17 protein-coding genes are annotated in these 12,603 nt (G+C 52.4%); 8 read left to right on the top strand and 9 right to left on the bottom strand.

Annotation, left to right across the window (positions count from 1 at the left end):
* Nucleotides 1–241: 241 nt before the first annotated feature.
* From R6U67_RS04100 to ndhC, 3 genes are read right to left on the bottom strand one after another with little or no spacing between them, the layout of a single operon-like run.
* On the bottom strand, nucleotides 242–781 hold the full coding sequence (locus R6U67_RS04100) for an NAD(P)H-quinone oxidoreductase subunit J (protein WP_410251373.1): 540 nt from the start codon (nucleotides 779–781) through the stop codon (nucleotides 242–244).
* Nucleotides 774–1,514, bottom strand: a complete 741-nt coding sequence (locus R6U67_RS04095; protein WP_410251372.1) for an NADH dehydrogenase subunit K — start codon at nucleotides 1,512–1,514, stop codon at nucleotides 774–776. The genes R6U67_RS04100 and R6U67_RS04095 overlap by 8 nt, the downstream gene beginning before the upstream one ends.
* On the bottom strand, nucleotides 1,505–1,867 hold the full coding sequence (gene ndhC / locus R6U67_RS04090) for a photosynthetic/respiratory NAD(P)H-quinone oxidoreductase subunit C (RefSeq protein ID WP_410251371.1): 363 nt from the start codon (nucleotides 1,865–1,867) through the stop codon (nucleotides 1,505–1,507). The genes R6U67_RS04095 and ndhC overlap by 10 nt, the downstream gene beginning before the upstream one ends.
* Before the next feature lie 155 nt (nucleotides 1,868–2,022).
* Here ndhC and R6U67_RS04085 point away from each other — a divergent pair, with 155 nt between their 5' ends.
* Complete coding sequence (locus R6U67_RS04085; protein WP_410251370.1) at nucleotides 2,023–2,439, top strand: secondary thiamine-phosphate synthase enzyme YjbQ; 417 nt, start codon at nucleotides 2,023–2,025, stop codon at nucleotides 2,437–2,439.
* Nucleotides 2,440–2,448: 9 nt separating this feature from the next.
* On the opposite strand, the gene thrC is transcribed toward R6U67_RS04085, so the two are convergent.
* Complete coding sequence (thrC, locus tag R6U67_RS04080; RefSeq protein ID WP_410251374.1) at nucleotides 2,449–3,552, bottom strand: threonine synthase; 1,104 nt, start codon at nucleotides 3,550–3,552, stop codon at nucleotides 2,449–2,451.
* A gap of 409 nt (nucleotides 3,553–3,961) precedes the next feature.
* On the opposite strand from thrC, the gene R6U67_RS04075 reads away from it, so the two are divergent.
* Both R6U67_RS04075 and R6U67_RS04070 read left to right on the top strand, forming a co-directional pair.
* Nucleotides 3,962–4,138, top strand: a complete 177-nt coding sequence (locus tag R6U67_RS04075; protein ID WP_410251369.1) for a hypothetical protein — start codon at nucleotides 3,962–3,964, stop codon at nucleotides 4,136–4,138.
* Between the two features lie 156 nt (nucleotides 4,139–4,294).
* Nucleotides 4,295–4,768: a hypothetical protein gene (locus tag R6U67_RS04070; RefSeq protein ID WP_410251368.1), complete on the top strand. Its 474-nt coding sequence runs from the start codon at nucleotides 4,295–4,297 to the stop codon at nucleotides 4,766–4,768.
* Between the two features lie 30 nt (nucleotides 4,769–4,798).
* On the opposite strand, the gene R6U67_RS04065 is transcribed toward R6U67_RS04070, so the two are convergent.
* Nucleotides 4,799–5,656, bottom strand: coding sequence for a carbohydrate ABC transporter permease (locus tag R6U67_RS04065; RefSeq protein WP_410251367.1), 858 nt, complete (start codon nucleotides 5,654–5,656; stop codon nucleotides 4,799–4,801).
* 227 nt (nucleotides 5,657–5,883) lie between these two features.
* Here R6U67_RS04065 and R6U67_RS04060 point away from each other — a divergent pair, with 227 nt between their 5' ends.
* The 5 genes from R6U67_RS04060 to pgsA all read left to right on the top strand — a co-directional run bounded on the left by R6U67_RS04060 (nucleotide 5,884) and on the right by pgsA (nucleotide 9,819).
* Entirely contained in the window at nucleotides 5,884–6,582 is a 699-nt protein-coding gene (locus R6U67_RS04060; protein ID WP_410251366.1) for an aldehyde oxygenase (deformylating), read from the top strand.
* A gap of 239 nt (nucleotides 6,583–6,821) precedes the next feature.
* A complete protein-coding gene (locus R6U67_RS04055; RefSeq protein WP_410251365.1) occupies nucleotides 6,822–7,841 on the top strand; it encodes a long-chain acyl-[acyl-carrier-protein] reductase in 1,020 nt (339 codons plus the stop codon).
* Nucleotides 7,842–7,924: 83 nt separating this feature from the next.
* Nucleotides 7,925–8,875, top strand: a complete 951-nt coding sequence (accA, locus tag R6U67_RS04050; RefSeq protein ID WP_410251364.1) for an acetyl-CoA carboxylase carboxyl transferase subunit alpha — start codon at nucleotides 7,925–7,927, stop codon at nucleotides 8,873–8,875.
* A gap of 142 nt (nucleotides 8,876–9,017) precedes the next feature.
* On the top strand, nucleotides 9,018–9,236 hold the full coding sequence (locus R6U67_RS04045; protein WP_410251363.1) for a hypothetical protein: 219 nt from the start codon (nucleotides 9,018–9,020) through the stop codon (nucleotides 9,234–9,236).
* A 55-nt stretch (nucleotides 9,237–9,291) separates the two neighbouring features.
* Nucleotides 9,292–9,819: a CDP-diacylglycerol--glycerol-3-phosphate 3-phosphatidyltransferase gene (pgsA, locus tag R6U67_RS04040; RefSeq protein ID WP_410251362.1), complete on the top strand. Its 528-nt coding sequence runs from the start codon at nucleotides 9,292–9,294 to the stop codon at nucleotides 9,817–9,819.
* 3 nt (nucleotides 9,820–9,822) lie between these two features.
* Here pgsA and R6U67_RS04035 read toward each other — a convergent pair whose 3' ends face one another.
* The 4 genes from R6U67_RS04035 to lepB all read right to left on the bottom strand — a co-directional run.
* Nucleotides 9,823–11,457: a hypothetical protein gene (locus tag R6U67_RS04035; protein WP_410251361.1), complete on the bottom strand. Its 1,635-nt coding sequence runs from the start codon at nucleotides 11,455–11,457 to the stop codon at nucleotides 9,823–9,825.
* Nucleotides 11,458–11,553: 96 nt separating this feature from the next.
* Nucleotides 11,554–11,886, bottom strand: a complete 333-nt coding sequence (locus R6U67_RS04030; RefSeq protein WP_170190641.1) for a DUF5615 family PIN-like protein — start codon at nucleotides 11,884–11,886, stop codon at nucleotides 11,554–11,556.
* Nucleotides 11,883–12,113: a DUF433 domain-containing protein gene (locus R6U67_RS04025; protein WP_170190642.1), complete on the bottom strand. Its 231-nt coding sequence runs from the start codon at nucleotides 12,111–12,113 to the stop codon at nucleotides 11,883–11,885. Before R6U67_RS04025 ends, R6U67_RS04030 begins: the two co-directional genes overlap by 4 nt.
* Nucleotides 12,114–12,239: 126 nt before the next feature.
* Nucleotides 12,240–12,603, bottom strand: a 364-nt coding sequence (lepB, locus tag R6U67_RS04020; RefSeq protein ID WP_410251360.1) for a signal peptidase I, incomplete at its 5' end; no start/stop codon positions are given.

Genomic DNA, 12,603 nt, shown 5'->3' with positions numbered 1-12,603 from the left:
GACATCTGACACCGAGGAGGGCGAACGTCCGTCCCCTCCACGGTCTGGGTTAGGGGTGGGTTCCCCTACAGACATCTATGACACGACTTCTGTTCTGAAAGATGGTATAAAAAACCCCGCTTTGTACGAATTCCCCCTTAATTACCCCTGTATTCTCTGTTTCCGGCTTGAGCAAAAAACCTCAGCCTCCTAGAGAGACTGAGGTTTTCTTGACCCACACAAAATTCAATTCAGATGGCAATTAATACGCATCTTGAATTTCGTAGAAGTCGGGAGAAATATAATCTTTCCGTAAGGGGAAACCCACCCAATCTTCAGGCATTAACAACCGCTTCAAGTTGGGGTGACCTTCGTAATGAATCCCGAACATATCGTAGGATTCCCGTTCTTGCCAGTCCGCTCCTTTCCAAATCCAATAGACCGAAGCGACTTTCGGCTCATTTCGGGGGAGAAAGACCTTTAAGCGTACTTCTTCAGGCTTGTGAGCATCATCACTGACCTTAATCAAGTGATAGAAACTCACTAATTCCTGACCGGGACCCGCATCATAGGCCCCTTGACATTGCAGATAATTAAATCCGTAGGCGTACAATGCTGTTGCAATGGGAATCAGAACCTCCGGGTTAACCTGGATGAGTTCCACCCCTAGGTTATCCGCTTCGAGGGCGTCATTGGCAAACCCATTCTCGGTCAACCATTTGGAGACGGGACCCGCCGGAACGGGTTTATCTTCAGTTTGTTCTTCGGTCTCATTGCCGTTTTTGGGGGACTCTTCAGCCACGGTCTGCCTCCTCTTTCTGAGCAGCTTTTTCTTGTGCAGATTGTAATGCGGGGGGAACGGGCATTCCCATTGCTTCAGCCAGTTGCTTGGGCGGATTATGCCGAGCCTCACTCCGCATATAATGACCCGTCAGGATGGGGTCAACAGGTTTGAGTTGGTGAGAGATGGTGTGATACCGGTGCGTTTGTTGGTGGTTGCCTCGTTCTGAGAGGGACTCGTTGGAGACCTTTTTACGCAGTTTAACAATCGCGTCGATAATGGCCTCGGGACGGGGAGGACAACCGGGAATATAGACATCCACCGGAATCAATTTATCGACTCCGCGAACGGCTGTGGGGGAGTCAACGCTAAACATCCCACCGGTGATGGTGCAAGCACCCATGGCGATGACATATTTGGGCGCGGGCATCTGTTCGTAGAGACGAACCACCGCCGGGGCCATTTTCATGGTGATGGTTCCGGCGGTAATCAGCAAGTCGGCTTGACGAGGGCTGTTCCGGGGAACGAGACCAAAGCGGTCGAAGTCGAAACGAGAGCCAATCAAGGCCGCAAATTCAATAAAGCAACAGGCGGTCCCATACATCATGGGCCAGAGACTCGATAAACGAGCCCAGTTGTAGAGGTCGTCTACGGTTGTCAGAATCAAGTTTTCCGACAACTCTTGCGTCACTTGAGGACGCTCAACGGGATTAATGAGGGTGGGGGTGGAGAGATTCTTATCACTCATGACCATTCCAATGCTCCTTTGCGCCAGGCGTACACGAGGGCAATCACGAGGATGCTGATGAAAACCAACGCCTCGATGAATGCCAGTAGTCCTAGGGTGTGGAAGGCCACAGCCCAGGGGTAAAGAAAGACGGTCTCAACATCGAAGACTACGAAAACTAGGGCAAACATGTAGTAGCGGATGTTGAACTGAATCCAGGCGCCACCAATGGGTTCCATCCCTGATTCGTAGGTGGTATTGGATTCAATACCCAGACTCTTGGGTCGTACTAGCTTCGAGACAGTCAGGGCCAAGATCGGCACTAAACTGCAAATGAGCAGGAAGCCGAGGAAATATTCGTAACCAGTGAGAACAAACACAGGGGCTAACGTCTTTACTTATATTTACATTAATGATAGTCGAGGGGTCGGCAGATCTCAAATGAGATTGAGAATGAGATTGAGAATGGGATTGAGTTTTCCCCCGAAGTCGCCACAATGGACATTAGGTGTTGTTGTACAAAAGATTAGACCCGATGATTTTTCAAGACGAGTTTGAACTACAAACCTATAATCATGGCGATCTACAGGATATCACTGAGCAGGTGGAGCAGATCGTCAAGCAGTCTGGGATTCGCACCGGAATGGCCCATATTTTCAATGTGGGTAGTACGGCCTCGATTGGGACGATTGAGTTTGAGCCAGGCTTAAAGCGGGATTTACCGGAACTGCTCGATCGCCTCATCCCCCCGAGCCGTGATTATGGCCATGAGCAAACTTGGCATGATGGTAATGGTCATTCCCATCTACAAGCGACTTGGCTGGGGCCAGAGCTGACGGTTCCGGTTCAACAGGGCTGTCTGAGGCTGGGAACCTGGCAACAGATCTTTCACCTCGAATGTGATATTAAGCCCCGCCAGCGTCAGATTGTGGTGACTGTCTATGGGGATTAGATGGGGGGATTAGAACCCCATGGCTTCGGCGACGATGTCTAGGTCGGGTTCGATGCCTTGCTGGAGCCGGCTATGGCTGTGTTTGATGGCGGAGTCGGGGTCTTTTAAGCCGTTTCCGGTCAAGACACAGACGATGGTGGCTCCGGCGGGGACGCGATCGCGTAGTTTCAGGAGTCCGGCCACAGAAGCGGCACTGGCGGGTTCACAGAAGATGCCTTCTTGCCCCAGGAGACGATAGGCGTGGAGGATTTCCTCGTCGGAGACGGCGTTAAATTCCCCTTGGCTGGCGTTTTCGACGGTTAGGGCTTTTTGCCAGTTGGCGGGATTGCCGATGCGGATGGCGGTGGCGACGGTATCGGGATTTTTGACGGGGGCGCCTTCGATGAGCGGGGCTGAACCGGCCGCTTGGAAACCCATCATTTTCGGTAGGCGATCGCAACGGCCCAATTGCTGGTACTGACAGAATCCCATCCAGTAGGCGGTGATATTGCCGGCATTGCCCACGGGAATACAGAGCCAGTCAGGGGCGTTCCCTAAAGCATCCACGACTTCAAAGGCGGCGGTTTTTTGCCCTTCGAGGCGATAGGGGTTAACGGAGTTGACGACGGTGACGGGGTAGGTGTCTCCGAGTTCGCGGACGATTTCTAGGGCGCGATCGAAGTTGCCCTTAATGGCGAGAATTTCGGCGCCGTAGACGAGGGCCTGAGCCAGTTTACCGAGGGCGACATAGCCATCGGGGATGATGACAAAGGCTCGCAAGCCGCCTCGTTTGGCGTAGGCGGCGGCGGCGGCGGAGGTGTTGCCGGTACTGGCACAGATGACGGCTTTGGCGCCTTCTTCTTTGGCTTTGGAGATGGCCAGGGTCATGCCGCGATCTTTGAAGCTCCCGGTGGGGTTCAACCCGTCGTACTTGACGAACACCTCGACCTTTTTGCCAATTTCTGCGGCAATGGTGGGGACGGGAATGAGGGGGGTGTTCCCTTCATGGAGGGTAATCACCGGGGTAGCCTCGCTCACCGGCAAGTGGGGACGGTAGGCATTGATCAAACCGCGCCAGCCTCGCTGCTGTGGAGCGGTTTCGGGTTGAGGGGCGTTGGCGGTCGAAAAACTCAGCGTCACAATGGTTGTTGGCAAATAAGGGGTGCTGACCGGGTCGTTGGGACGATTTTCGCCTTAGATTCGGTCATGATTCTGGCCTAATTGTACCAAAATTGTCGCGGATGCTACGGCTGCCTGGGACTGAGTTCTGGGGCCGGGTTCTGGAGCCGGGTTCTGGAGCTGAGTTCTGGGGGTTGGGACGGGCGATCGCCGCTGGCAATTTTTTTAGACAGTTTATCTATGACGTTTTTTTATATGAAACGTATTTCAGGTAAAATATTTAATCGTTTTTAGAGTCCTATTATATCTGTCTTTTAATTTATATTTTACATAAATTGCAACATTTGTTGCAACATTTCGTAATCCTTGCAGTAGAATGTTGCCCGAGCCTCTCTAGGTACAAATTCTTAATTTCTCTTTAAATATGACAACCGTATCCAAAACCTCTAGCATCAAACCCCTATCTGAGCTTAAGTTATCGGTCTATCAAGCCGATCATCAGGTGAAATACTTGCATCTGCACGCCCAACTTGACACCCTGATGATCGAGATTCAGAATCGTCGCCAACAGGGGAGTCTGCCGCAATTGCCCAAAAGCTAGAGTCCAAGCTTCTGAAGCCTGCCAAGGCGATCGCCCGGACTCATAACGACTCCGCCGAGGATCTCGCTATCATGGGTCTACGTCCGCCATCGCAAAGCGTGCGGGAACCGTGCTCGCAAAGCGTGCGGGAACCGCAATCGCCCCCTTGGATTCTCTATGTCTTCCCTTCCCCAACATCCCTCCCGAGGAGAGTGTCCCTGTCCCGTTTGTCGTCGAGGAGAACTCTCCCCCCTAACGCTTATGGAGGCCGTCGGTTGTGACAACTGTGGTCATCTGTTTGAGGTGCAACATCAGCCCCAGCGCGATCGCATTTCTCTACGGGCGATCGACCAATCCCCTCCCCCCACCTGGCGTTGGACGGGCCGAGGCTGGCAACCCACCGGCCGCGAAGATGTCGAAATTGGCCTCGACACCTGGGTTGCGGCTGTCTGCTTTACCCTGATTCCGACGGCGATCGTTGCTACAGCCGCCTATGTCTTCCCGCCTCTGCCAGGTAGCGGCTGGAGTACCTTCCCCCTAATTTGGACAGGATTAACCTTTCTCTGCCACGGTTCTTGCGTGATTACCCTGTTGATGGAGTATTACCAAATCCCCCTAAGCTCCTATTTTCGCCTGCGACCGTTCCAATGAGCCTTGTGATCGAGGTTCGCCTCCAGAGTCTCATTCCTTGACCCCAGTGGCTGCAATTCCCTGCACAAACTGACGCTGGCCGACCAAAAACAGAGTAATAACCGGTAGTGACGAGAGAACGACCGCCGCCATCAGCACGGCCCAATCACTGGTAAATTGCTCCTGAAACTCTGCCAGCGTTAGCTGAACCGTGCGCAGTTCCGGACGAGTGGTAAAGACTAGCGGTTTAAACAGATCATTCCACTCCCCGATAAAGGCGAATAAGAATAATGTCACCCAGGCCGGGCGAGATAAGGGAATCATGATATGCCGCAGCACCTGCCAAGCTGTGGCCCCATCTAAAATCGCCGCTTGTTCGATCGCCACCGGAATCGTCAAAAAATACTGTCGCATCAGAAAAATCCCAAAGCCACTGACCGCTGTTGGCAGAATCAAGGCCCCGTAGGTATCGAGGAGATGGCCCCACTTCAAGACCAAGAAAATGGGAATCACCAGCAGTTGAAAGGGAATCGCTAAGGTGGCCAAAATCAGCACCAGCACCGTATTGCGCCCACGAAACTCAAATCGGGCCAGAGCGTAGCCAGCTAAGGCCGAGGTCACGGTTTGGATGGCGGTCACCACTAACGCCACGATGGTGGAGTTGGCAAACGCCAGCCAAAAATTGCCGCGAATCCAGGCTTGTCGATAACTCTCTAGGGTCCAAACCCCCCCCAACTCTAGGTTTGCCAGGGAGCCTGGGGGAGCAAAGGCCGCTCGGAGGACAATCGCCAGGGGGAAGAGCATCACTAGGGCGCCAATCATTAAAAAAAACAAGATTACACCCTGCCATTGATTAGCTGTAACAATCTTCGAGGCGATCGCCTTTGGGGTCAAAGCCTTAGCAGGCACGGGATAACGTCGATTAGGGAATTTGGGAGACATAAACCTAAAAGCAGCGGTAGAATGATCGTAGTTAGGAGTTGAGAGAAATAAACCTGGTCAACTTCGGGTTAAACCTTGTAAAGTAATAGAAAGTTGTAACGACCTATTGAACAAGTTTAACCACCCAGGTTGAAAGTCAACGGTTCGGTGTAGTCTCGCCGCTCCACAAAATAGGATGAGGAGATAGAAAACGTATGCCGCAGTTAGAAGCGACCGCCACTCTGGATTACCAAAGCGAAGTCTACAAAGACGCTTACAGTCGCATCAATGCCATTGTCATCGAAGGCGAACAAGAAGCCTTTGACAATTACATCCGCTTAGCCGAAATGCTCCCCGAAAGTCAGGACGAACTCAAGTCTCTGGCGAAAATGGAGAAACGCCATAAAAAAGGATTCCAAGCCTGTGGGCGTAATTTGAGTGTCGTAGCTGACATGGAATTTGCCCAAGAGTTTTTTGGCAAACTTCATCGCAATTTTCAGGCGGCTAGCGATGCCAACGACATTGTGACCTGCTTGGTGATTCAATCTCTGATTATTGAGTGCTTCGCCATTTCCGCCTACAACATTTACATTCCTTACGCGGATCCCTTTGCTCGTAAAATCACCGAAGGGGTGGTTAAGGATGAGTATCTTCACCTCAATTTTGGGGAAGAATGGCTCAAGGGACATTTTGAAGAATGCAAAGAGCAAGTTGATGCGGCCAATCGTGAGAATTTACCCATTGTTTGGGAAATGCTCAATGCCGTTGCTAAAGATGCCAAGGTTCTCAACATGGAGAAAGAGGAGTTGATTGAAGACTTCATGATTGCTTACGGCGAAGCCCTGAGCAACATTGGCTTCAGCACTCGTGACATCATGAAAATGTCCTCCTACGGCTTACGGGGTGCAGCCTAGACAACCTGCCTAGGTTAACTCCTAGGTGAGTTCCCTGCCCCTGTTGCCTAACGAACGAGGCGTAACAGCATTGTCGCAATCGCTCGTTTTTTCCTAGGAAAGCGAGCGGTTTTTTGCGTTTGAATCAGATTTAAGTTGAGAAGGGGCGCTTTACATAGTATTGTAAAGGTTTATGAATGCCCTATTGTTACCGGATACCATATCGCAGCCTGAAATAAGGGTTGCTTGAGATTCTGCCCATGTTTGGTTTAATCGGTCACCTGACTAATTTAGAACACGCCCAGTCCGTTGCTCGGGACATGGGGTATGACGGACTTGCAGATCAAGGACTTGACTTTTGGTGTGCGGCGCCGCCGCAAACTGTTGATCACATTACGGTTACCAGTATCACCGGGCAAACCATTGAAGGTCGTTACGTTGAGTCCTGTTTTCTGCCGGAGATGCTGGCGACGCGGCGAGTCAAGGCCGCTACCCGTAAGATTATTAACGCCATGGCCCATGCTCAAAAAATTGGCCTGGATATTACGGCCCTGGGCGGCTTCTCCTCGATTGTTTTTGAAAATTTTAATCTCAATCAAATTGAGCGGATTCGCAATATCACCCTTGACTTCCAGCGCTTTACAACCGGTAATACCCATACGGCCTATATTATTGCCCGTCAGGTTGAGCAAGCGAGCGCACAACTGGGAATTGAACTGTCTCAAGCGACGGTGGCGGTTTGTGGGGCAACGGGCGATATTGGGAGTGCTGTCTGTCGTTGGTTGGATGCTCGTAGCGATGTGGCGGAGTTACTGCTGATTGCCCGCGATCGCCAACGCTTGGATGATTTACAAGCCGAACTGGGACGGGGTAAGGTCATGGGGCTAGAAGATGCTCTGCCGAAAGCCGATATTATTGTCTGGGTCGCCAGTATGCCCAAAGGACTGGTGATTGATTCGACGACGTTGAAAAAACCCTGTTTGTTGGTCGATGGCGGCTATCCCAAAAATCTGGATACGAAAGTGCAACACCCTGGCGTGGTCGTCCTCAAAGGGGGCATCGTTGAACATGCCCTGGATATCAACTGGCGTATTATGAAGTTGGTCAACATGGATGTGCCGGCGCGTCAGATGTTTGCCTGCTTTGCTGAATCTATGCTCTTAGAGTTTGAGAAGTGGTACACCAATTTTTCTTGGGGACGCAACCAAATCACTGTTGAGAAAATGGAAAAAATTGGTGAAGTCTCCCTCAAACATGGATTTAAACCCCTGTTGTCCTAGCTGAGATGGTCCCATCTCCCACCGCCGAGTCCCCTGGCCCTCTAAGTTCCCTTTAATCTCCCCAAAGACGTTGACCTAAACCTATGCTCTTAGATTTCGAGAAACCCCTCGTTGAGCTAGAAAAACGCATCCAGCAAATTCGAGATATCGCTGAAGACACCGATGTGGATGTCTCCGATGAGATTCGTCAACTCGAAGATCGCGCCACGGAGTTACGCCAGGAGATTTTTAGTAATCTCTCGCCGGCCCAACGGCTGCAACTGGCTCGCCATCCCCGTCGCCCGAGTACCCTGGATTATATTCAGGCCATCGGTGATGAGTGGATTGAACTCCACGGCGATCGCGGTGGCTCGGATGATCCGGCTCTGGTGGGGGGCGTTTCTCGCCTCGGCGGTATCCCGGTGGTCATGTTGGGCCATCAAAAGGGCCGCGATACGAAGGACAATGTGCTGCGTAATTTTGGTATGGCGTCCCCTGGAGGCTATCGTAAGGCGTTACGGCTGATGGATCATGCCAATCGCTTTGGAATGCCCATTTTGACGTTTATTGATACGCCGGGGGCCTGGGCGGGGATTGAGGCGGAACATCTGGGCCAAGGGGAGGCGATCGCCGTCAACTTGCGAGAGATGTTTGGCTATGAGGTGCCGATTATCTGTACGGTGATTGGTGAAGGTGGCTCTGGGGGGGCTTTGGGCATTGGGGTGGGCGATCGCCTACTCATGTTTGAACACGCGGTCTACACTGTGGCCACTCCTGAAGCCTGTGCGGCCATTCTCTGGAAGGATGCGGCCAAGAGTCCTCAAGCGGCAGAAGCCCTGAAAATTACCGCTGGGGATCTCAAAAATTTGGAGATTCTCGATCGCCTACTTCCCGAACCTGTCGGCGGGGTTCACAATCAGCCGGTGCAGGCCACGGAAATTCTGAAAACTGCCTTAATTGAGGAACTCAATAGCCTGTTAGAGTTATCACCCCAGGACCGGCAACAACTACGCTATGAGAAGTTCCGCCGTATGGGGGTGTTTTTGGAAGGATGAACCGCGATTTGGGCTGGGATACTGACCGTTGAGTCTAAAACCCATGCGATCGCGATCGCAGTCAATCACGACCGAGATCGCTCATGTTTTGGCCAACCTGCGTCATACTAGGTATGCCAGATTGTAGCCATTTAAATGACCCATGCTACCCAAGGTTCGACTGTTGCCGGGGGCAATCTCAGAGATATTGGTGTCTGTGCGGGAAACAGGAGTCCTCACCCGCTCCGATTGTTATGGACTCATGGCAGCATCCCTCGATGAGTCGGTAACGGAACAAGATCGCCGTTCCATCAACCGCCTAATTCGCTCCGTGCGCCGGGGTAAAGTTCAAATTATCGACGATCTCACCCATCGCCGTTAGCCCTTCGGGGCTTGGTTTCGGCCACCACTGTTAACGACTCACGACTGACGCATTTATGACGGCCGCCACTTGGATTACCGTCTCACGGCTCTTTGTCATTCCTATTTTTCTCTATGTCGTCGATGATGCCAGTGCGGGCGATCGCTGGTTTGCCCTAACCTTGTTTCTCATCGCCGCTCTCACTGATTGGCTCGATGGCTATGTGGCCCGCCGCTTCAACCAGGTCACAGATTTAGGCAAATTCCTCGATCCTCTGGTAGACAAACTGCTGATTTTTGCCCCCCTGCTGGTTCTCATTGAATGGGGAACCTTACCGGCCTGGGGGGTGTTTTTGGTGCTGGCGCGAGAATTGACCATCGCCGGTTGGCGCGTGAATCAGCCCAACATTTCCGGGGCCAATCTCTGGGGAAAAGCCAAAACCGTCAGTCAAATCGTCGCCATTAGCCTGTTGTTGGCCCCCCTCCCGGCCCCCTGGCCGCGAGTGGGAGTGCTGAGTTTTTGGGCGGCTGTTGCCCTAACCTTGATATCTGGGGGGATTTACCTGCTTCCTCCAAGACAGACTGAGTCGGAATCGGCGCTTTAACCCCTAAAGCGATCGCAGACAATCCACCTCAACAACGCGAAACAGGCCATCGTCGAAGCGAGTGCAGGAGCGTTCCCCCTCGACTAAGGCGGGGATTTGACCCTGCTGAAGCTGCTGTTGGATGGTTTGGCTAATTTCAGGATAGGAACGTGTCCACCAGGAGCGTTCGAGATAGTCGGGTTCAAAGGCACCCCGTTCGATGACGAGAACATCGATCGCCTCTTCGGTTAAGAATTGTTGAAGGTGCTGGATATCCGGGCTATAGTGTGCTTCCATCAGGGCGATCGCCCGGCGGCGTATTTCTTGATGATAAGTTCGGTGGAAGGGAATGGCGTATTCATAGCCCACATAGAGCGATCGCCGGCTGAAGGTGGGCAGTTGATTGGCTTCTAGGGCCAGAGACGCGATACGAGTCTCTGGAGGTTGCTCTTGTAGAAACTCATACAGCGCCGGATGATTGCCCACAATTAGATTAGTGCGTGGGTAATTGCCCAATCCCTGGGGATAGAAGACTAAATAGCTCAGGAGCAACCCTAGGGATACATAGCACAGAACAACACTTTTGTCAAGGATAAACTGCACTATTAAGACGAGGGCGATCGCTGCACCTAGAGCAAAGACAACTCGGAGACTATGTTGGCTATAGCGACTGGGGAGATGGAGACGAAAGGCCAAGTCATGGGCCAGGAAAAACAGACCCAAACCCGACAGTAGTAGAGCCTGTAACAGGGGGAGATGGGGGATTGGCTCCCGCTGGGGCAGGAAGGGCAAGAGGAGGGCGCTACAGAGTAAGGGGGGGTCGAGAGGCGGTTGCAGGCCCGTGCGTCCTCCCCAGAGCCAAAAGCGCCCCCAATCTTGGGCAAAATAGGCCGTCCGTCCCCCAGGCTGAAACTCCGGCAGGTCTTGGGCTTGGGCTAAGGTGACCGTGGGGCCAAACTCCGAGGATTGCAGGAGATAGGGGAAGAGCATCAGGACAATTAGCCCCAATCCTAGGCCAGTCCAGGACCCGGGAAACTCACCCTGGAGAGACAGTAGGACCAAGACTCCCGCCGCCACCAGGAGATAGGGAGGATAGAAGCCGCCTAAGCCGAGGAGTCCGAGGAGCATCAGTCGGGGGCGATGGGCGGCGATCGCATAGAGAACCGTCAGCAGCAGGGGACTGAGGAAGGCGCGAGGGGTGGCGGAGACGAGATCATCGCGCATCCAGAGATTTTGCAGATAGAGGCTACTGGCGAGGAAGGCGGCGAAGGGGATAGGGACCAGGCGCAAGCTGAGGCGGAAGGCCATGACCGTGGTGAACAGGGCTAGAATCACCGGGAGAATGCGGGCCAGGGCCAGAGGATCGAGTCCCAGTTGGGCGAAACTCCAATAGAAGGCGCGATAACCTGGGGGGGCGAGGGATTGGAAGTAATCGGCGATGAGATCGTTGGGAAACAAGCCCCCATCGAGGAAGCGTCGCATCCAGAAGAGATGCTGACGGGCATCGTTGGGGACGAGATAGCCCGGTTGCAGGGTTTGCTGGAGAACCGGGAGCGCGTAACTGGCCGACAGCAGCAAAGTCAGGGCCAGCCAGATGCGGCTGACGCTGGGGGAGGGGTTGGGGCGGAGGAAGAGGCGTTGCAGAGGTAGGCGATGCACGATGAATCGTTAGCAATCAGATTTTCAGTCGCGAGTATGTCATCCTCAGCATAAGTGAATTTCTTTTGATATCATCATTTCATGTTTGTTAGAATGCTAATGAAGCTCAAGGCAATGCAATCTAGAGTCGTTCAGAAGTTCCTGAATGGCTTCTGTACCCGCTCGAATTAGAGTTTCAACCTCTCGGGTTGTTGCATTTCCACATCGCAGCCAAACGACTTTAGGCGGAGAGCCATATAGTCGACTTCTCTCACAAAAGTCTGCATCTTGGGTCACAATACAGAAGTTATGTTCCTTGGCAAACTTCCAGATTTCGGTATCTGTTTTATCGGCAAGGTCATGAAACTGGACATGGCTGGAGTCAGGAAAAATATCAGTTAATCGATAGGTCAGTTTTTGACTCAGATTTTGGTCAAATAGCAACTTCATGGGGAACCAACAGAAGCAACCAAGCGATGATCGCGATCAGCTGCAAACTCCAAACAGGCCCTAATATCGGTTTCCGTTAATTCGGGAAAATCGTCCATGATCTCAGCCATAGACATTCCAGCTGCTAGCCACCCTAGCACATCGTAGACCGTAATCCGCATTCGGCGGATACAGGGCTTACCACCACGCTTATCAGGCTCAATCGTAATGATGTCGTGATAGCTCATAAGAAGGACAGGTCGCTACCTCAATTTTTCTTCCATAATTGTACATCACAAATGAATAGAACAAGTCAGCAACTGGTAGAGGTTTGGGAAGCCAACACCGTACCTAGGGTCGGTGTCTGGAGGATGTTAGTCAAGACGGCCCAATCTGGAGAGGGGGGCGATTCTCAGCAAAACTTGAGCCTGGATGCGAGGTCGGGGAACAATTTCAGCAAACTCCTCCAACTCCTCAATCTCGTGATTGTCCCCCACAACGAAGTATTCATCCGCCCCGAGGGTGAAGGAATCTCGCTCATAGCTAGGGGGAAGGGGGAGGGTTTCTAGGGGGCGATGGTTAATCAACACCTGTCCCTGACGAATTTCTACGGTTTCGTGAGGGAGGGCGAGAATGCGGCGGATGTAAAGGCGCTCTTCAGCATTGGCTGAGGTGTTAGGACTTTTAAAAATAATGATATCTCCCCGTTGAGGAGTACGATAGCCATAGGTGAGGTCA

The sequence above is a fragment of the Sodalinema sp. genome (assembly GCF_046483825.1).
Lineage (GTDB): Bacteria > Cyanobacteriota > Cyanobacteriia > Cyanobacteriales > Geitlerinemataceae > Sodalinema.
This window is presented reverse-complemented; position numbering and strand designations above follow the sequence as displayed.